Origin of the sequence: Ruegeria sp. HKCCA5426, from assembly GCF_013034585.1 — a bacterium.
In the GTDB taxonomy this organism is placed as follows: domain Bacteria; phylum Pseudomonadota; class Alphaproteobacteria; order Rhodobacterales; family Rhodobacteraceae; genus Ruegeria.
In genome coordinates, this window is sequence record NZ_WQGH01000010.1 from 52,103 (window position 1) to 69,677 (window position 17,575).

General features: G+C 58.9%; 19 protein-coding genes. 8 read left to right on the forward strand and 11 right to left on the reverse strand.

Features of this window, described 5'->3' with window-relative positions; genetic code table 11:
• Positions 1-33: 33 nt before the first annotated feature.
• Both sseA and GOV87_RS16070 read left to right on the forward strand, forming a co-directional pair.
• Positions 34-888 carry a 3-mercaptopyruvate sulfurtransferase gene (gene sseA / locus GOV87_RS16065; protein ID WP_171212451.1) on the forward strand — a complete coding sequence of 285 codons (855 nt, stop codon included), beginning with the start codon at positions 34-36 and terminating at the stop codon, positions 886-888.
• A complete protein-coding gene (locus GOV87_RS16070) occupies positions 888-2,072 on the forward strand; it encodes an amino acid aminotransferase (protein WP_171212452.1) in 1,185 nt (394 codons plus the stop codon). Before sseA ends, GOV87_RS16070 begins: the two co-directional genes overlap by 1 nt.
• Positions 2,073-2,188: 116 nt before the next feature.
• On the opposite strand, the gene GOV87_RS16075 is transcribed toward GOV87_RS16070, so the two are convergent.
• Both GOV87_RS16075 and GOV87_RS16080 read right to left on the reverse strand, forming a co-directional pair.
• Positions 2,189-3,499 (reverse strand): ammonium transporter, encoded by a 1,311-nt coding sequence (locus GOV87_RS16075; RefSeq protein WP_171212453.1) that lies wholly within the window; start codon positions 3,497-3,499, stop codon positions 2,189-2,191.
• 33 nt (positions 3,500-3,532) lie between these two features.
• Positions 3,533-3,871, reverse strand: coding sequence for a P-II family nitrogen regulator (locus GOV87_RS16080; protein WP_171125856.1), 339 nt, complete (start codon positions 3,869-3,871; stop codon positions 3,533-3,535).
• A 258-nt stretch (positions 3,872-4,129) separates the two neighbouring features.
• On the opposite strand from GOV87_RS16080, the gene GOV87_RS16090 reads away from it, so the two are divergent.
• Positions 4,130-6,316 (forward strand): transglycosylase domain-containing protein, encoded by a 2,187-nt coding sequence (locus GOV87_RS16090; RefSeq protein WP_171212454.1) that lies wholly within the window; start codon positions 4,130-4,132, stop codon positions 6,314-6,316.
• A gap of 60 nt (positions 6,317-6,376) precedes the next feature.
• On the opposite strand, the gene leuB is transcribed toward GOV87_RS16090, so the two are convergent.
• Both leuB and GOV87_RS16100 read right to left on the reverse strand, forming a co-directional pair.
• Positions 6,377-7,480, reverse strand: coding sequence for a 3-isopropylmalate dehydrogenase (leuB, locus tag GOV87_RS16095; protein ID WP_171212455.1), 1,104 nt, complete (start codon positions 7,478-7,480; stop codon positions 6,377-6,379).
• Between the two features lie 153 nt (positions 7,481-7,633).
• Positions 7,634-8,488, reverse strand: coding sequence for a LysR family transcriptional regulator (locus GOV87_RS16100; RefSeq protein ID WP_171212456.1), 855 nt, complete (start codon positions 8,486-8,488; stop codon positions 7,634-7,636).
• 194 nt (positions 8,489-8,682) lie between these two features.
• Here GOV87_RS16100 and GOV87_RS16105 point away from each other — a divergent pair, with 194 nt between their 5' ends.
• Positions 8,683-9,174, forward strand: a complete 492-nt coding sequence (locus tag GOV87_RS16105) for a hypothetical protein (protein WP_171212457.1) — start codon at positions 8,683-8,685, stop codon at positions 9,172-9,174.
• Positions 9,175-9,267: 93 nt separating this feature from the next.
• Here GOV87_RS16105 and GOV87_RS16110 read toward each other — a convergent pair whose 3' ends face one another.
• The 6 genes from GOV87_RS16110 to GOV87_RS16135 form a co-directional block, all read right to left on the reverse strand.
• Complete coding sequence (locus GOV87_RS16110; RefSeq protein ID WP_171212458.1) at positions 9,268-10,296, reverse strand: endonuclease/exonuclease/phosphatase family protein; 1,029 nt, start codon at positions 10,294-10,296, stop codon at positions 9,268-9,270.
• Positions 10,293-11,123: a hypothetical protein gene (locus tag GOV87_RS16115; protein WP_171126649.1), complete on the reverse strand. Its 831-nt coding sequence runs from the start codon at positions 11,121-11,123 to the stop codon at positions 10,293-10,295. Before GOV87_RS16115 ends, GOV87_RS16110 begins: the two co-directional genes overlap by 4 nt.
• A 328-nt stretch (positions 11,124-11,451) precedes the next feature.
• Positions 11,452-12,057, reverse strand: coding sequence for a 3-isopropylmalate dehydratase small subunit (gene leuD / locus GOV87_RS16120; RefSeq protein ID WP_171125870.1), 606 nt, complete (start codon positions 12,055-12,057; stop codon positions 11,452-11,454).
• 42 nt (positions 12,058-12,099) lie between these two features.
• Entirely contained in the window at positions 12,100-12,654 is a 555-nt protein-coding gene (locus GOV87_RS16125) for an HdeD family acid-resistance protein (RefSeq protein WP_171126650.1), read from the reverse strand.
• A gap of 38 nt (positions 12,655-12,692) precedes the next feature.
• The gene (leuC, locus tag GOV87_RS16130) at positions 12,693-14,096 is read right to left on the reverse strand and encodes a 3-isopropylmalate dehydratase large subunit (protein ID WP_171125874.1); all 1,404 of its coding nucleotides are present in this window, start codon (positions 14,094-14,096) and stop codon (positions 12,693-12,695) included.
• A gap of 43 nt (positions 14,097-14,139) precedes the next feature.
• On the reverse strand, positions 14,140-14,235 hold the full coding sequence (locus tag GOV87_RS16135) for an isopropylmalate isomerase (RefSeq protein ID WP_254428854.1): 96 nt from the start codon (positions 14,233-14,235) through the stop codon (positions 14,140-14,142).
• 115 nt (positions 14,236-14,350) lie between these two features.
• Here GOV87_RS16135 and GOV87_RS16140 point away from each other — a divergent pair, with 115 nt between their 5' ends.
• The 4 genes from GOV87_RS16140 to GOV87_RS16155 all read left to right on the forward strand — a co-directional run bounded on the left by GOV87_RS16140 (position 14,351) and on the right by GOV87_RS16155 (position 17,218).
• The gene (locus GOV87_RS16140; RefSeq protein WP_171212459.1) at positions 14,351-15,700 is read left to right on the forward strand and encodes a mechanosensitive ion channel family protein; all 1,350 of its coding nucleotides are present in this window, start codon (positions 14,351-14,353) and stop codon (positions 15,698-15,700) included.
• A gap of 155 nt (positions 15,701-15,855) precedes the next feature.
• On the forward strand, positions 15,856-16,215 hold the full coding sequence (gene rsfS, locus GOV87_RS16145; RefSeq protein WP_170353820.1) for a ribosome silencing factor: 360 nt from the start codon (positions 15,856-15,858) through the stop codon (positions 16,213-16,215).
• Between the two features lie 44 nt (positions 16,216-16,259).
• Positions 16,260-16,730, forward strand: coding sequence for a 23S rRNA (pseudouridine(1915)-N(3))-methyltransferase RlmH (gene rlmH / locus GOV87_RS16150; RefSeq protein ID WP_171212460.1), 471 nt, complete (start codon positions 16,260-16,262; stop codon positions 16,728-16,730).
• Positions 16,731-16,732: 2 nt separating this feature from the next.
• On the forward strand, positions 16,733-17,218 hold the full coding sequence (locus GOV87_RS16155; protein ID WP_171212461.1) for a flavodoxin family protein: 486 nt from the start codon (positions 16,733-16,735) through the stop codon (positions 17,216-17,218).
• A gap of 2 nt (positions 17,219-17,220) precedes the next feature.
• Here the strand turns inward: GOV87_RS16155 and GOV87_RS16160 are convergent, their stop codons facing one another.
• Entirely contained in the window at positions 17,221-17,568 is a 348-nt protein-coding gene (locus GOV87_RS16160) for a hypothetical protein (protein ID WP_171212462.1), read from the reverse strand.
• Positions 17,569-17,575 lie beyond the last annotated feature (7 nt).

The following is a 17,575-nucleotide window of genomic DNA, read 5'->3' on the forward strand; positions in this document are numbered from 1 at the left end:
GGGAAAACCCAAGCTCGCTTTGGGGAGGCTTTGATGCAGGACGATCCGAAAACCCTCGTTTCAACCGAATGGCTTGCAGCCCATCTCAAGGACCCGGACCTGCGGGTTCTGGACGGTTCATGGTATTTGCCGCAGCAAGGGCGGGATGCAAAGGCCGAGTACGACGCGGCCCATATTCCCGGCGCGCGGTTCTTTGACATTGACGAGATCTCGGATCGTCGCTCGGATCTGCCGCACATGGCGCCCCCGGTTGAAAAGTTCATGTCGCGCCTGCGGGCGATGGGGGTTGGGGATGGTCATCAGGTGGTGGTCTATGATGGCGCCGGGTTGATGTCCGCCGCGCGGGTCTGGTGGCTGTTCCGTCTGATGGGTCAGGAAAACATCGCTGTTCTGGATGGCGGTTTCCCCAAATGGCAGGCTGAAGGGCGCGAGATCGAAGACCTTCCTCCGGTCATTCGTGACCGCCACATGACGGTGCGCGTGCAAAACCATTTGGTGCGAGATGTTACCCAAGTGTCTGCTGCGGCGAAGTTGGCCGATCACGAGATCATTGATGCACGCTCTGCCGCCCGATTTGCAGGGACAAGCGCCGAGCCGCGTGAAGGCTTGCGTTCGGGTCATATTCCAGGCTCGCGCAATGTGCCGTTTGATACGCTGCTGAACAAGAACGGCACGATGAAGTCGCCCGATGAATGCCGCACCGTGTTCGAGGCCGCTGGCGTGGACCTGTCGAAACCCGCCATTACCTCATGCGGGTCGGGTGTAACTGCCGCGATCCTCAGCCTTGCGTTGGAACGCTTGGGCAAAAAAGACCATTCGCTTTATGACGGCTCCTGGGCTGAATGGGGTGCGTTCCCCACCCTGCCCGTCGCAACCGGAGAGACCTGATGTTCGAAAACCTCAAACCGCAGCCCGCCGATAAGATCCTGGCGCTGATGCAGATGTACCGCGAAGACCCGCGCGATCAAAAGATCGACCTAGGTGTTGGCGTCTACAAGAATGCTGAAGGCGTGACCCCGGTCATGCGCGCGGTGAAAGCGGCTGAAAAGCGCATTCTGGAAGAGCAGGAGAGCAAGGCCTATACCGGTCTGGCGGGCGATCCGGCTTTTGCGGATGCGATGATCGGCCTGATCCTTGGCACCTCGGTTCCGCGTGGCAACATCGCGGCTGTGGCGACGCCTGGCGGCACTGGCGCGTGTCGGCAAGCGTTCGAGATGATCCGCATGGCCAACCCTTCGGCGCGCGTCTTTGTGTCGAATCCAACATGGCCGAACCACCTGTCGATCCTGAACTATCTGGGGATGGAGACCGTCCCGTACCGCTATTTCGATGGTGAGACCCGAGGCGTTGATTTCGATGGCATGGTCGAAGACCTGAAAACGGCCAAGGCGGGCGACGTGGTTCTGCTGCATGGCTGCTGCCACAACCCGACCGGAGCCAATCTGAACATGGTTCAGTGGCAAGAGGTCGTTAACATCATCAACGAGCTTGGCCTCGTCGCGATGATCGACATCGCCTATCAGGGCTTTGGTGATGGTCTTGAGGAAGATGCGCAGGCTACCCGCCTTGTTGCCTCGTCGGTCAAGCGTTGCCTGATCGCGGCGTCTTGTTCCAAGAACTTCGGCGTATATCGCGAACGCACCGGGCTGTTGATGGCAATCAGCGATGATGCGGCGCAGACGGCGCTGAACCAGTCGACGCTGGCCTTTCTGAACCGCCAGAACTATTCCTTCCCGCCCGATCACGGGGCGCGGGTTGTGACGACGATCCTGAATGACGACGCCTTGCGCGCGGATTGGGCGGCCGAGCTGGAAGAGGTTCGCCTGTCTATGCTGGGTCTGCGCCAACAACTGGCCGACGAGCTGCAAAGACTGAGCGGGTCCGACCGGTTTGGCTTTGTCGCCCAGCATCGCGGCATGTTCTCGCGCCTTGGCGCAGCCCCGGAACTGGTCGAGAAGCTGCGTGCTGATCACGGCATCTATATGGTCGGCGACAGCCGTTTGAACATTGCGGGTCTGAACGCCAACACGGTGCCGATTCTGGCACAGGCGATTGTCGACGTCGGCGTTTGAGTTATCCATCACAACCGTTAAAGCCGCGCAGGATTGCGCGGCTTTTTTGTTTTTGGCCAATTCCAAAAGAAAAGGCCGGGCGCGAACGCCCGGCCTTTGAGTGGTGAACTCAGGTCTTAGCCTTTGGAGAATTCGGGGTATGCTTCCATCCCCAGCTCTGCCATGTCGAGGCCGTTGATCTCGTCCTCTTCGCTGACGCGAATGCCGACAACGGCTTTCAGGATGCTCCACAGGATCAGCGCGCCGACAAAGGTGAACACGCCGTAGGCTGCGATACCGAGAAGCTGGGTGCCCAAGGATGCTTCGCCGTAGAAGATCACGGCGATGGTGCCCCAGATGCCTGCGAACAGGTGAACCGGGATCGCGCCGACAACGTCGTCGATCTTGAACTTGTCCAGCATCGGAACCGCGAAGACCACGATGATACCACCGACGGCACCGATCCACAGCGCGCCGAACAGGGTCGGGGCCAGAGGTTCGGCTGTGATCGAAACCAGACCGGCCAGCGCACCGTTCAGCACCATGGTCAGGTCAGGCTTTTTGTACAGCAGTTGTGTCAGGATCAGGGCTGTAACAGCGCCTGAAGCGGCGGCCATGTTGGTGTTGGCGAAGATACGCGAGACGTCTGTTACGTCGCCCACAGTGCCCATCGCAAGCTGCGAGCCGCCGTTGAAGCCGAACCAACCCAGCCACAGGATGAACGTACCCAGGGTTGCCAGTGCCAGGTTCGAACCGGGCATCGGGTGGACCTTGCCGTCCTTGTATTTGCCGATCCGCGGACCAAGGATGATCGCGCCTGCCAGCGCTGCCCAGCCACCGACCGAGTGTACGACGGTCGAGCCAGCGAAATCCGAGAAGCCAGCTTCAGACAGCCAGCCGCCGCCCCACTGCCAGGAACCTGAGATCGGGTACATGATACCGGTCAGTACAACGACGAAGATCAGGAAGGGGAACAGCTTGATCCGTTCGGCAACGGCACCTGACACGATGGAGGCGGTTGCAGCCACAAAGACCAACTGGAAGAAGAAGTCCGATCCGATCGAGGCATAGTCCAAAGCAGCCTCGGCAGGGTCGACGCCGACCGGGTCAAGCACGGTTGGGCCGCCAATGGCAAAGAAACCATTGAAGTCGCCCGGATACATCGTTTTGAAGCCAACCAGCCAGTACATGATCGCGGCAATGGAAAACAGCGCCACGTTCTTGATCATCTGCATGGCCACGTTCTTGGAGCGCACCAGACCGCCTTCAAGCATGGCAAAACCTGCCGCCATGAAGAAGACCAGGAACCCTGCCATCAGGAACAGCAGCGTGGTGAAGATATACTGGGTATGGAGCGCGGCTTCGCCGTCGGCGGCCTCTTGCGCCAGACCCATCTGCGGCAGCGCGACGATCGCGGCAGCAGGGATGAGAGATTTCATCAGGTTCATTGTCAGTCCTCGAATGATTGTGAGTGGGGGCGCTTACAGCGCCTCTTCGTTGGTTTCCCCGGTCCGCACGCGCAGGGCCTGCTCGACATCGAGGACGAAAATCTTGCCGTCACCGATCTTGCCGGTCTTGGCGGTTTTGGTGATGGTCTCGACGATCTGGTCGGCCATCGCAGCGGGCACCACGATTTCCAGCTTGATCTTGGGTACGAAGTTCACGGCATATTCCGCACCGCGATAGATTTCTGTGTGACCCGATTGCGAGCCGAAGCCCTTGATTTCGGTCACCATCATGCCGCGCACGCCAGCTTCGGTCAGTGCCTCGCGCACCTCCTCCAGCTTGAACGGCTTGATTGTCGCAATGATCAGTTTCACGTTGATCCCCTCTGCTTCCCGGTCTGTCCGGCTTGTTTGCACTCGCAGCAAAAAAGCGCGGCTGACGGTTTTAAGGAACGCTGAGTGCGACCGAACGCTGGGGAAATTTGCAGCTAGGTGCACAATTTTTGCACAGATTGAGATAAATGCCCAAAAAATGTGCAAAGTGAGGAAGGGATTTACCGGAAATTCGGACCTCAACTTCACAGGTGTTGCAGGGTATGGTGCCTCAAAACGATAACCGGGCAGAGTTCGGAAATGACAGATTCCAAGCGCCGCAAAACTCCTTTGGTGGCGGATAAAAGATACCCGTCCAAGGGCCGTAAACCCAAGGCGACCAAACGCACCGCGAAACCTGCGGGAAAGAAGGCTGTCGCACGTAAAACCACCACACGAAAGCCCACCCGCAAGAAAACACGCAAGAAATCGGCCGGTGGCGGCGGAGGGATATTCCGCCGGATGTTCCGCTGGCTGTGGCGGATGATCTGGGGTGTGACATGGCGCGTGGGGGCCGTTTGCGCGCTGTTGCTGGCGCTGGCGATTGGCGTTGTCTACAACTCGCTGCCCGATGTCGATTCGCTTTTGGACGGCCGCGCGCGCGGGTCGGTCACGATGCTGGACCGCGACGGTAAGGTGTTTGCATGGCGCGGTGATCAGTTTGGCGGTGTCATTACGGCTGATACGGTGTCCCCGCACCTTAAACACGCGGTCATCGCGACCGAGGACAAGCGGTTCTATCGCCATTTCGGTGTCAGCCCGCGCGGGGTTGCCAGCGCCGTGCGCATCAACCTGAGCGAAGGCCGAGGGCCGCTGTCGGGCCATGGCGGTTCGACCATCACGCAGCAGACGGCCAAGTTGCTATGTCTGGGCGTTCCATACGATCCGGCTGAATGGGAGTCCGAGGCGGCCTATGAAGCTGATTGCCGTAAGGGGTCGTTGTGGCGCAAGGCCAAGGAAGCCGTTTACGCGATGGCGATGGAGGTCAAATACTCCAAGGACGAAATCCTTACCATCTATCTGAACAGGGCGTTCCTTGGCGCAGGCGCGCGAGGGTTCGAGGCGGCCAGCCAGCGGTATTTCGGGATTTCAGCCGCCGAAGTATCTCCGTCCGAGGCCGCGATGCTGGCGGGTCTTCTGGTCGCGCCGACCCGGTATGCGCCGACGAACAACCTACAACGCTCGCAGGATCGGGCGCGTATGGTGGTCGGTTTGATGGAGGATCAGGGATATCTTTCCCCTGCGCAGGCCAGCGAAGCCCGCACCCGCCCCGCAGAATTGTCCGAAGCCGCCGCCGCGCGTGCAGGCGGATATTTCGCCGATTGGGTCATGGCCAGCGGGCCCGAGTTCTTCACCCGCAACACGACCGAGGATGTGGTGATCCGGACGACTCTGGATCAGCGCCTGCAAAAATCGGCTGAAGAGGCGCTGCAATATATCTTTCAAGAAAAGGTTCGCGAAGGGTCCAAGGCGCAGGCCGCGATTGTCGTGATGTCCGCAGATGGGGCTGTGCGCGCCATGGTCGGCGGTCGCAAGACGCGTGTATCAGGTGCGTTCAATCGCGCGACACAGGCGTTGCGCCAGACCGGATCATCCTTCAAACCCTTCGTCTACGCGACAGCGTTGGAGCTTGGGTATTCCCCGCTGGATACGGTGGTGGACGAGCCCTATTGCATCAATATTCCCGGTTCGGGTCAGTGGTGCCCAAAGAACTATACCAACAAGTTCTATGGTAGGGTCACGCTTGCGGATGCCTTGAAGAACTCGCTGAACATCCCGGCCGTCAAAGTGGCCGAGGTTGCGGGGCTTGAAAACGTCCGCACTGTCGCCAGCGGTTTTGGGATCGCCAATGATCTGGCCGAAGGTCCCGCCCTTGCCCTGGGCGCGTCGGAAAGCACGCTGATTGAGATGACCGGCGCTTATGCGGGTATCCTGAACGGTGGCTCGTCCGTGGAACCTTATGGTCTGACCGAGTTAAAGCTGCTGGGGGACCAGACGCCCGTCATGGTGACGACGACCGGCATCGGAGAACGCGTCATCAACGACAAGGCGGCCAAGCAACTGACATGGATGATGGAGCGCGTGGTCTCGGAAGGCACCGGCGCGCGGGCGCAGCTTCCGGGCTGGCAGGTGGCGGGTAAAACCGGCACGACTCAGGCCGCGCGCGATGCGTGGTTTATCGGGTTCACGGCGGATTACGTGGCGGGTGTCTGGATGGGTTATGACGACAACACGCCCCTTTCCGGTGTCACCGGCGGCGGGTTGCCTGCGGAAATCTGGAAGGAAACCATGCTGCGCGTGACCGAAGGGATGACGCCGACGCCCTTGCCGATGCTGGCCCCGGACCCGCCCGTGCGAACCGCGCAGCCCCGGCAGCAACGCCGCAGGCAGGGCAACGGGTTCGAGAACGCCATTAACAACCTGTTGAATAATATCTTTGGCAATTGATCGGGCAAAGAAAAAGGCGGTGCGCTGGGCACCGCCTTTTGCATTTGTATGCTCGCGTGATCAGACGGTTTCGTCCAGCGTCGCCAGAATCGCGTCACCCATTTCGGTAGTCGACACAGGCTGCACACCTTCCTCGGCCAGCAAGTCGGCGGTGCGGATACCATCGGCCAGAACTTTCTCGATCGCGGCTTCCAGACGATCGGCCTCATCCCCTTGGTCAAAGCTATAGCGCAGCGCCATGGCAAAGCTCAGGATACAGGCGATCGGGTTCGCCTTGCCCTGACCCGCGATATCAGGGGCCGAGCCGTGGACCGGTTCGTACATTGCCTTGGGCCGGCCATTGGCCATCGGTGCACCCAACGAAGCGGATGGCAGCATCCCCAACGAGCCGGTCAGCATTGCCGCGCAATCGGACAGGATATCGCCGAACAGGTTGTCGGTGACGATCACATCAAACTGCTTGGGTGCGCGCACCAACTGCATTGCGCCATTGTCGGCATACATATGGGTCAGCTCAACCTCGGGGTAATCCTCGGCCACACGGTCCACGACCTCGCGCCACAGGATGCCCGATTCCATGACGTTGGCTTTTTCCATCGAGCACAGCTTTTTGTTCCGGCGCATCGCCAGCTCAAAGGCCGAGCGTGCGGCGCGTTCGATCTCGGATTCGGTGTAGCGCTGGGTGTTGATGCCCACGCGTTCGTTACCTTCTTCGAAGATGCCGCGCGGTACGCCGAAATAGACGCCCGATGTCAGTTCGCGCACGATCATGATGTCCAGACCGGCGACGATGTCTTTCTTCAGCGATGAGAAATCAGCCAGCGCGTCAAAGCACTGAGCTGGGCGCAGGTTGGAAAACAGGTCCATTTCCTTGCGCAGGCGCAGGAGGCCGCGTTCAGGTTTTACGCTGAAATCCAGATCGTCATATTTCGGGCCACCAACCGCGCCTAGCAATACCGCGTCGACCTCTTGCGCCTTGGCCATGGTCTCATCCGACAGGGGCTTGCCATGGGCGTCATAGGCGGCACCGCCGACCAGATCCTCGCTCACGTCGAACGCCAGACCGCGGTTCGCGCCGAACCAGTCGATGATGCGGCGGACTTCGGCCATGACTTCGGGGCCAATACCGTCTCCGGGCAGGATGAGGAGCGAGGGGTTGGACATGAAGGATCTCCTTGCGTTTCGTCGCAATGGCCCTAGCGCCTGCGCAGCATGGGGTCAATGCGAGGAAGCTGTAAGCTGCAGGTAAAACCCGTATCTGTGCTCGGAACGACGAATTCCTGAAGAAATGCTTGCCACGCGCGGCCCTGCCGACGCTCAGGTGTTCGGTAGAAACGCGGCGTTGAACGCCTTGCGCACCCACTCAACAGTGACCTGCACGCGCTTGTACCCAACAGTATCCGGGTTGAGATAAAGGTACAGGGTGCGGCTGAAATCCGGACGACCTGTGCCAACACGCACCAGATCATCGCGCCCTTCGGCAAGGCACATTGGCAGCAACCCCTTACCCGCCCCTGCAGCAACGGCCGAGACCAGCACGCTGGCGTCCGTTGCGGTTAATCTCACTTTTTCGGCGTGTTTGCTCAGGCGTCTGACCGCGCGGTTGATGATTGGGCGGCTGGCCTCTTCGTCAAAAAAGGCAACCCAGCTTGCGGGTTCTTCTTGCAGGTGGGCGGCGTGGTAAACGGCGTAAGGGACCTGACCCAGTGTGACCGTGTATTCCGCAGATTCGGGCGGAACTTCGAACCACATCTGAATTGACGCCTCGCCCGAGATGCGCGTTGTTGCGGCACGGGTCATGAACCTCAGGTCCAATCCGGGATTTTCGGCAAGAAAACGATCCATCCCTGACAAGGCCAGGCGCTGCATTGTCCACGAATTCCCGACTATCCGCATCATCCCTACAGCGTTGGCATGTGATTGAGAGATTTCGTCGGTCATTCGGTGATAGCTTGCTTCGATTTGTAGCGCGCGTTCGATTGCAATGGCCCCGGCTTCGGTCGCCACAAACCCTGACTTAGAGCGAACAAACAGGATCACCCCAAGCTCTTGTTCCAACGCGGTCAACCGGCGGCCAATTGTGGTCGCGTCCACATCAAGGAAATGTGCCGCGCCTGTCAAAGAGCCCGCCCGACTAATGGCTAACAGCACTTTCAGATTGTCCCAGTTCATTTTCAGACGTCCTGCAAATTTGCATGATCTTGATGCAGATTAGCGGCTTTTTGTCCGCAGATTTCAATTCTAAAGTTCCGGCGTTCCGAAAGAGAGACAGCACTTTCCATATTTCACAGTGGGTTACGAGTACGCTTTTTTGGATGGTTTGGGCCGGTGCGGGTGTGTGTCGGCCCGTGAAAAAGGACAAGTGAATGCAAAGATACTCAAAACTATGGGCTGCGACTGCATGTCTGGCGTTAGTCGCCGCCTGTGGTCAAACAGAAGTCCCAGAGCCGATCCAACCCGAGCCTATTTTCAATAAATACGGAGACGTTGTCGGTTGTACCGGCGGGGCCAGCCCCAGCGGTGCGAACCCGGACCAGCCCTGCCTGCCACCGCCGCCACCGCCCCCCGGAGGGTGCGATGACTCGGCGGTTGCTGGAACGGCATCGGTTCCCTGCTCGCCAACCGGTGAAGAGCGTGAGCCTGAAGATAGCTCAACCTCAGGCGGGGGGCGTGACCCGGGCGATAGCTCAACCTCGGGCGGGGGGCGTGACCCGAGCGATAGCTCAACTTCCGACGGCGGCCGTGATCCAGGTGGAAGTTCAACACCTGGCGGCGGTAGCGATCCGACCGGAAGTTCGTCCACCAGCGGAGGCCGTGATCCTGCGGGCGGAGGGTCATCCTCGGCACCGCGGACCTGATACTGCATATTTTGGGTAACGAGTTCTTCAGGGTTTGAAGACGATCCTCGACAAAGGACAGGGCAGCCAACCGGTTGCCCTGTTTTGTCAGTTTCACTCCAATTCCAGATCGACCCTAACCAGCCGATGGCGGCTTGCTGTTTGCGCCGCCGTTCGCCCTTCGGTCCCTGTATCAGGCCAATAAACACCGCAGTCCCGAACCGTCCAATGGGCTGAGGGCAACACGTAATCCACCCGCATATCACCCGTTGCTTTCCAAGTGACCGTCGCCAAGTCGCCTGTCGCGTCACGCGGCTGGGGGTCTTGTAGCAGGGGATGGGACAAAAGCGCCTTAATCGCCTGTTTACGCCCCTCTCCGCGGGTCGGGTCCTGATTGGCATCCCCGGCGATCACGTAAGGGCCTTTAGGGGCGCTGCCTAGCCGACCTTCCAGAACGTGCGACCACACCTGTATCTCATCGTGATTGCGGAGCCCGTTCCGATCTTCCGGTCCGTCAAAAACGGGGGGTGCCGCATGAAAAGTCATCAGGTCGACCGGCCCAAAAGGTGTATCAACCGGAACCACCCACTGTGCGACCGAAGGCAACCGCTGTACCATTTGCGCGTCTTCTGACGGATAAAGTTGCCCGTCCAATACAGGCAATTGCGCATCCGGCAGGTCCCGCCAGAGCAAAGGCGAAAAATCCTGAACCTCGTCTTGGTTGATGGGATAACGCGACAGGACCGCCATGCCGCCATGCCCGGTGTATTTGCCCCAACCCTGCGCGTCGCCCGGACCATGGGTGCGACCGTCGCCGTCCATATCCAGGCCTGTCTCCAAATCCGAATTTGGCCGAGCGGCAAACTGATGGGGGTAGTCCAAACCGGCCTCTCGCAACTGTTCAGTCAATGCGGCAAGCGTTTCGCCGCCAAAGTCCCAGTCGACACCCTGCAACGCGACAATATCGGGGTTGACCGCTGTCAACACCTGCACCACAGCCTGAACCTGTGCGTCGCCGCGCCGAATATCCCTGAGCAATAGGCCCGGCCCATCGCGGCTGAGTTCGGTGTTAAAAGTTGCCACGCGCACAGTCTCAGCCTGCGCCATAAGGGGCAGTACTAGCAGGAATAGTATTCGGATCATGCGGTCTGAGTGGACTCGGCCGTGGAATAGGCGCGACGTTTTTCAACGATCAGGTTCGCGATACGAAGGGTCGCCATGCCGCGCATGATCATGCTGGCGGGCAGGAAAGCCCATGCGCTCATGGTCCAAATCAGGGTCTGCGGATTGCTGAGTGAAATGGGATCCGCATAATTCGTCAGCATCTTTATCATCGCGGGGATCAGGAACGGCAGCAGCACCCCGATCGAGATGTTGAGCCGCCCATCGCGCTGAAGGCGCGTGACCACATCGCCGCCTTTGGTCGGATCGAACAAGGGCAGGTTGGTCCAGACATTGAACGCACCGTTGCCTGTAGGCCAGCCACGCAATTTCACGGCGTAGGCAAAGCTGCCAATCGTAACCAATGCCGTGAGATAAGCGACACTGGCAGATATGCGAACCAGTTCGATCAGGGGCGAGCTGGCATCTACAGGCAGCATCAGCACGATCAGGCGAACTGGCGAATACGGAAAGTCGACGATATTGGCCACGCTCAGGCCAACCGAATAAAAGACAGTTGTCAGATGGGTCGGCGCATAGGCGTTCTTACAGATCAGTGTCAAAAACATGATCATTGTGACCAGACCAACAAATCGCAGCCGGTTCACCGGGGGCGCGTCCCGGAACTCAATAAAGCTGGGGAAGGCCGAGTTGTATTCGGCAAAGGTCAGGAAAAACGCAAGAATGGCGAGAAACACGACGATCTCGGTCCCATTCGTTGACGATGCGGGCAGATACAACGCGGGGGTCAGCACGATCAACGCAACCAATATTCCCCGTATTGCCGCCCCTGTTGTGCGCGCAATCACTATCCGAACCCTTTCAAACTGGACCGGTCGGTTCTGTGCCGACTTCATTCCAACTTGTGCCCGCCGTTTGTTTTTTGACGGATGCCTCTTTAGCGCCAACACTGGCTGCCTCAGGCACTCCACTCAAGCCAAGGTGCAGAAAACACGTGATTTTGGGCAAAATGATGGCGAAATTGGTGCGGGTTTGCATCATTGCTGACGCAAATCCGACGTGTAATTTAGCATTGCCCCTACATGTTGTGGTTGCCGCGAATTCAACCCCTAGAATGCGAAAGGGGCCGCTTAAGCGACCCCTTTAGGTTGAGTGTTCACAGAATCATCCACAGAATCATACCCAGGGGCGGGCCTGACTCGCGTGATCCTCGAATTTGTCGATGTGATGTTCTTTCTCCATCGACAGGCCGATATCGTCCAGACCGTTCAGCAGGCAGTGCTTGCGGTGCGGGTCGATGTCGAACGCGATTTCGACGCCATCCGATGTTGTGATCTTCTGATCTTCAAGATGCACGGTCATGCGGGCGTTTTCGCCTTTATGCGCGTCATCCATCAGGATCGCATGATGCTCTTCCTCGACCACGATGGGCAGGATGCCGTTCTTGAAGCAGTTGTTAAAGAAGATGTCGGCAAAGCTGGTCGAAATTACAACCTTGATGCCGAAATCCTTGATCGCCCAAGGTGCGTGTTCGCGCGACGAGCCGCAGCCGAAATTGTCACCGGCCACCAGAATCTCGGTATTGCGGTAGGCAGGTTTGTTCAGAACGAAGTCTTCGTTCTCGCCGCCGTGCTCGTGATAGCGCATCTCGTCAAACAGCACGACGCCAAGGCCGGACCGTTTGATGGTTTTCAGGTGCACTTTGGGGATGATCATATCGGTGTCGATATTGATCAGTGGCATTGGGGCGGCCACCCCGTGGACTTTGTCAAACTTTTCCATGTTTACACTCCTGCGGGAGAGGGCCGACCCCTTGCCCCGCGTTTAAGCTTGTTTCGCTTCCGTTGTTGCGTCGTTGGGTGCGTTCTTGACGAAGAACGCCATGAAGACCAAACCGAACCCGTTGAACAGCATCTCGACCCCCAGGAAGATACCCAGAATGCTCATCAGCACTGCTGGTTCACTTCCTACATAGGTCCAGATGATACCCGCGAGCACGATCGACAAGATGCCCGAGATCATTGTCGGCCAGAAATACTGTGTTCCGCGCATTTGGAACGACAGGATAACCCGCGCGATGCCGCCTGCCATGAACAGGATCAACATGACCACCGCCAGGGTGAGCGTTCCTGCAAGCGGCTGGGACATGAAGTTCCAGCCGAGGAACAGCATCACGGCACCCATGATGAATGACAGAATCTTGTTGCCGGTGCCTTCGACGGAAAATCCGCCGACGACCTGCAACGCGCCCGATATCAGCAGCAACACGCCAGTTACCACTGTCACAGCTATCGAAGCCACCACCGGCGCGCCCAGCACAAAGATGCCAAACGCAATCGAAAGTAGCCCCAACAAGAGCCATTTGACCCAATCACTCATTTCAGTCTCTCCCTCAAATATTCAGATATGAGGGTAGCTTACATCATTTCGCGGACGTCTGTCAGCCGTCCTGTGATTGCCGCCGCGGCAGCCATCGCCGGGCTAAGAAGATGGGTGCGTCCACCCCGCCCCTGACGGCCCTCAAAGTTGCGGTTCGAGGTTGCGGCGCAGCGCTCGCCCGGTTGCAACTGGTCGGGGTTCATCGCCAGACACATGGAACATCCCGCCAGACGCCATTCGAAACCGGCCTCTTTGAAGATATCCGCCAGACCTTCTTCTTCGGCCTGCAGGCGTACAAGGCCCGAGCCGGGCACGACCATGGCGCGCATCCCGTCCTTGATCTTTTTGCCCTTCAGTATTTCAGCAGCGGCGCGCAGGTCTTCGATCCGGCCATTGGTGCACGACCCGATAAAGACGGTGTCGATTTCCACGTCGCTGAGTTTCTGACCGGCTTCCAGACCCATATATTCGATCGAACGGCGCGCCGCGTCGACCTTGCCGCCTTCGAAATCTTCGGGGTTCGGCACGGTTGCGGTGATTGGCAGCACGTCTTCGGGGCTGGTACCCCATGTGACGACAGGCGCGATGTCTTCACCGCGAAGGGTCACGACCTTGTCGAAATGTGCGCCTTCATCGGTATAAAGCGTTTTCCACCACTCCATCGCGGCTTCCCACTGGGCACCTTTCGGGGCATGCGGGCGACCTTTGACATATTCGAACGTGGTCTCATCGGGGGCGATCAGGCCCGCGCGGGCACCGCCTTCGATGGCCATGTTGCAGACGGTCATGCGGCCTTCCATCGACAGATCGCGGATCGCTTCGCCGCAATATTCGATGACGTAGCCGGTGCCGCCGGCGGTGCCGGTTTCACCGATCACGGCCAGAGTGATATCTTTGGCGGTTACGCCCGGCTGCAATTTGCCGGTGATTTCCACCTTCATGTTCTTGGATTTCTTCTGGATCAGGGTCTGAGTGGCCAGAACGTGTTCAACCTCGGACGTACCGATACCGTGGGCCAGCGCGCCAAACGCGCCGTGGGTGGCGGTGTGGCTGTCGCCGCAGACGACGGTCATGCCGGGCAGGGTCCAACCCTGTTCAGGGCCAACGATGTGGACGATGCCCTGACGGACGTCATGCACCGGGTAATAGTGAATGCCAAAATCCTTGGCGTTCTTGTCCAGTGCTTCAACCTGAATGCGCGATTCCGGGTTTTCGATCCCGTTCACCCGGTCTGGTGTGGTGGGCACGTTGTGATCCGGCACGGCGATGGTTTTTTCCGGCGCACGCACCTTGCGGCCCGCCATGCGCAGGCCTTCGAAGGCCTGCGGGCTGGTCACTTCGTGAACCAGATGGCGGTCGATATACAGCAGGCAGGTGCCATCATCGGCTTCGTGGGCGACATGGGCATCCCAGATCTTGTCATAGAGCGTTTTGGGGGACATCGGTCCTCTCCCGTATGTAATGAGAAATAGCTGGCGAGGTGGCTTAGGCTGCGCGTAGGCGCGCCAGAACCGTGCGGGCAGCCCCATAGAACCGTTCGCGCAGACGCGCGCGATCTTCCAGATTCTGAAGTTGGGCCACATTGAGTCTCATGCGCACCAGATATATCGCGCGATCCCGGCAATCAAGGTTCAAAACCGCCGCGGACTTGCATCGTGGGGCTTTGGTCTTCAATCTGGTCGTGAGGAGGCGCTGCATGAACCAAGACCTGATCCCAAGTTCGGTGTCAAAGCTTTATGACGATATGGTCGCGGCCTTCTCCTCTCAGTTTGAAAATTTTGCCGAACTGATCGTCACACCGGGCTGGCGGCAGTACCAGATTATTATCATCCTTTGTCTGTGGGGAGCGGCATTTGTTCTAAAGCTGCTGACCCAGGGCCGTTGGGATACCTGGGCGCGCTCGCGCACCGGGTGGCCTAAGTGGCGTTTGCGGGTTCTTGTACAACTGATGCAGCGCCTGACACTGGTGTATTTCGTGGTGCTGTCATGGGCGCTGTATCTGGTCATGCAGCAGATCACATGGCCTTCGCGCAGTTACATAATCGGCGTGATCGCAACCTTGGCCGCTGCGTGGCTGGCGATTGCACTGGTGGCACGGTTGGTGCGGAACCGAACGCTGCGACGCATCTTCAAATGGGCAATGTGGGTCTATGCAACGCTTGTTGCCCTGAACCTGACCGACGACGTGGCCGGGTTTATGGATGGAGTGGCGATTTCCATAGGTGACCTGCACATCTCGGCCCTTGGGATTCTCAAGGCTGTTCTGCTGATCGGCATTCTGTTGACGCTGGCGCGCGTTGGAACCCGTGCAGCCGAGCGCGGCTTGATGAGCAATGACGATATCACCCCGTCGATGCAGGTGCTGCTGGCCAAAGGCATTCAGGTTTTGATCTATGGCGGGGTTTTTCTGGTCGCGATCCGCACGCTGGGCTTTGACCTGACCGGTATCGCGCTGCTGTCCGGCGCGATTGGTGTGGGGATCGGATTCGGACTGCAAAAGGTGGTGTCGAACCTGATTTCAGGGATCATCATCCTGATGGATCGGTCGATCAAGCCGGGCGATGTAATCTCGCTGGGGGACACGTTCGGTTGGATCAACGCGCTGGGCGCACGCTATGTCTCGGTCGTAACGCGCGACGGGCGGGAGTACCTGATCCCGAACGAGGACTTGATCACCAATCAGGTGGTGAACTGGTCGCATTCCGACAAATTCGTGCGGCTGGATCTAGAGTTTGGCACCAGCTATTCCGACGACCCGCACAAGGTCCGCTCGACAGCCGTCAATTCCGTTAAAACCGTGTCGCGGGTATTGAGCGGCGGGTCTCATGAGCCGGTCTGCCATATCACTGGGTTCGCCGACAGCAGCGTAGACTATGTCCTGCGCTTTTGGATTAGTGACCCGACCAAGGGGCTGACCAATATCCGCGGCAATGTCTATCTGGCGCTGTGGGATGCATTCCACGCCGAGGGCATATCGATACCCTTCCCGCAGCGCGAGGTGCGGCTGCTGCCCGACGCAGGCTCGCAACAGATCGCAGAGGATTGAGCCTGCGTTGCGTGGCGCTTCATTGAAATGTTGCAATCCCCTTGTTACCTTATTAGTACCCCGGCGCCGGGATTGCATGGCGCGCAGCAAAGGAGGACTATGTCCTGTCTCTACATACCCAGGCGGGTTTGCCCGCCGATGACGGGGCCAGCGTGATGGCCCACTCTCAGTCAATCAGCGACAAGCTGCTTGAGCGTATCCTTTCCTCACTTTCCGATGACAAGGCCGAAGACGTCGTGCAGATCAACCTGCAAGGTAAGTCTTCTGTTGCGGATCACATGGTGATTGCCTCGGGTCGGTCGACCCGTCAGGTGGCGGCCATGGCGGAAAAGCTGACGGATCGCATCAAGCAAGAATTCGGTTTCACCTCGAAGGTCGAAGGTAAGGATGCCGGCGACTGGGTGTTGATTGATACGGGCGATGTGATCGTCCATATCTTCCGCCCCGAAGTGCGTGAATTCTATCAGCTGGAAAAGATGTGGCTGCCTGCGGGCGGCAGCGCCTCAGCCAACTGAGGCGCCATCCCGGCCTGTATTGAAGGGCCGGAGGCGAGAGAGATATGCGGATCAGCATAGTTGCGGTCGGGCGATTGCGCGCCGGACCCGAGAAAACCCTGCTTGACGATTACCTGACACGCTTTGATCGGACCGGGCGCGCCTTGGGCCTTGGCCCCGCGCGGGTGATCGAGGTTGAAGACAAGAAAAACGCGGGCATGGGGGCCGAGGCGACTTTGCTGCGCAAGGCGCTGCCCAAAGGGGCCGTGATCTGTACGTTGGATGAACGCGGGCGGGTGATGTCCTCACCTGATTTTGCGAAAAAACTAGGCAGTTGGCGTGACGCCGGGCGGCAGGATCTGGCGCTGATCATCGGCGGAGCGGACGGAATAGACCCTAATTTGCGTTCGCAGGCGGATTTTTCCCTCTCATTCGGGTCGATGGTCTGGCCCCATATGCTGGTCCGTGTGATGCTGGCCGAGCAACTCTATCGGGCCGCAACCATTCTGTCTGGCGGTCCCTATCACCGGGTCTGACCATGGCGCAGCTATTGATCGTTTACCACTCGCGCACCGGCGGAGCCCGGCAGATGGCCGAAGCTGCGGCCCGGGCCGCGCAGGGTGAAGCAGATGTTATCCTGAAAACCGCTGATCAGGCTGGACCCGATGATCTGCTGCAAGCCGAGGGCTATGTCTTCTGCGCGCCCGAGAATCTTGCTGCGATTTCGGGTCTGATGAAGGAATTTTTTGATCGCAGCTATTACCCGGTGCTGGGCCGGATCGAGGGCCGCCCCTATGCCCAGATGATCTGCGCCGGGTCCGATGGCGAAAACGCGGCCCGCCAGATCGCCCGCATCGCAACTGGCTGGCGGCTGAAAGAGGTGCAGCCGCCTTTGATCATCTGCACCCATGCACAAACGCCCGAGGCGATATTGGCCGCGAAAACCATCCCTTCCGACCAGCTTGAAACCTGTCGAGAGCTTGGACTGTCCATGGCCGCCGGGTTGCAAATGGGCGTGTTCTGACCTCAGTTCAGGTCGACCACATAGGTATCTTTGGCCCACCCATCCGTATTGGTGCGGGCCTGTACCTGAACTTGCGTGACGCCGTCAGGAATCGTCACACCGCTAAGGGATCGGGTAAATGGCTGTTCATTCTCATGCGGGTGGTGTAGCACGCGCATTCCCAGCTCTTGCCCCTGCATATCCAGCACCCGCCAGCCATCGGCATAATCGTCCCAACCCGTTTCGGGGTGAAGGACAGTCACGTCGAATCGCCATGTCCCACCGCTCTGTTGCGCGGTGACGTTTTCAATCACGGGATCGTCGGCAAAGGCGGGAGTGGCCAGAAGGGCGGTCAGAACAAGATATCTCATGATGTGA

Excerpts from the sequence above, each read along its gene's own strand:
- leuB (WP_171212455.1), bottom strand. The coding sequence starts at position 7,480 with ATGTCCAACCCCTCGCTCCTCATCCTGCCCGGAGACGGTATTGGCCCC.
- rsfS (WP_170353820.1), top strand. The coding sequence starts at position 15,856 with ATGGCCCACTCTCAGTCAATCAGCGACAAGCTGCTTGAGCGTATCCTT.
- GOV87_RS16070 (WP_171212452.1), top strand. The coding sequence starts at position 888 with ATGTTCGAAAACCTCAAACCGCAGCCCGCCGATAAGATCCTGGCGCTG.
- leuD (WP_171125870.1), bottom strand. The coding sequence starts at position 12,057 with ATGGAAAAGTTTGACAAAGTCCACGGGGTGGCCGCCCCAATGCCACTG.
- GOV87_RS16105 (WP_171212457.1), top strand. The coding sequence starts at position 8,683 with ATGCAAAGATACTCAAAACTATGGGCTGCGACTGCATGTCTGGCGTTA.
- GOV87_RS16160 (WP_171212462.1), bottom strand. The coding sequence starts at position 17,568 with ATGAGATATCTTGTTCTGACCGCCCTTCTGGCCACTCCCGCCTTTGCC.
- rlmH (WP_171212460.1), top strand. The coding sequence starts at position 16,260 with ATGCGGATCAGCATAGTTGCGGTCGGGCGATTGCGCGCCGGACCCGAG.
- GOV87_RS16100 (WP_171212456.1), bottom strand. The coding sequence starts at position 8,488 with ATGAACTGGGACAATCTGAAAGTGCTGTTAGCCATTAGTCGGGCGGGC.
- GOV87_RS16140 (WP_171212459.1), top strand. The coding sequence starts at position 14,351 with ATGAACCAAGACCTGATCCCAAGTTCGGTGTCAAAGCTTTATGACGAT.
- GOV87_RS16090 (WP_171212454.1), top strand. The coding sequence starts at position 4,130 with ATGACAGATTCCAAGCGCCGCAAAACTCCTTTGGTGGCGGATAAAAGA.
- leuC (WP_171125874.1), bottom strand. The coding sequence starts at position 14,096 with ATGTCCCCCAAAACGCTCTATGACAAGATCTGGGATGCCCATGTCGCC.
- GOV87_RS16075 (WP_171212453.1), bottom strand. The coding sequence starts at position 3,499 with ATGAACCTGATGAAATCTCTCATCCCTGCTGCCGCGATCGTCGCGCTG.
- GOV87_RS16125 (WP_171126650.1), bottom strand. The coding sequence starts at position 12,654 with ATGAGTGATTGGGTCAAATGGCTCTTGTTGGGGCTACTTTCGATTGCG.
- sseA (WP_171212451.1), top strand. The coding sequence starts at position 34 with ATGCAGGACGATCCGAAAACCCTCGTTTCAACCGAATGGCTTGCAGCC.
- GOV87_RS16110 (WP_171212458.1), bottom strand. The coding sequence starts at position 10,296 with ATGATCCGAATACTATTCCTGCTAGTACTGCCCCTTATGGCGCAGGCT.
- GOV87_RS16155 (WP_171212461.1), top strand. The coding sequence starts at position 16,733 with ATGGCGCAGCTATTGATCGTTTACCACTCGCGCACCGGCGGAGCCCGG.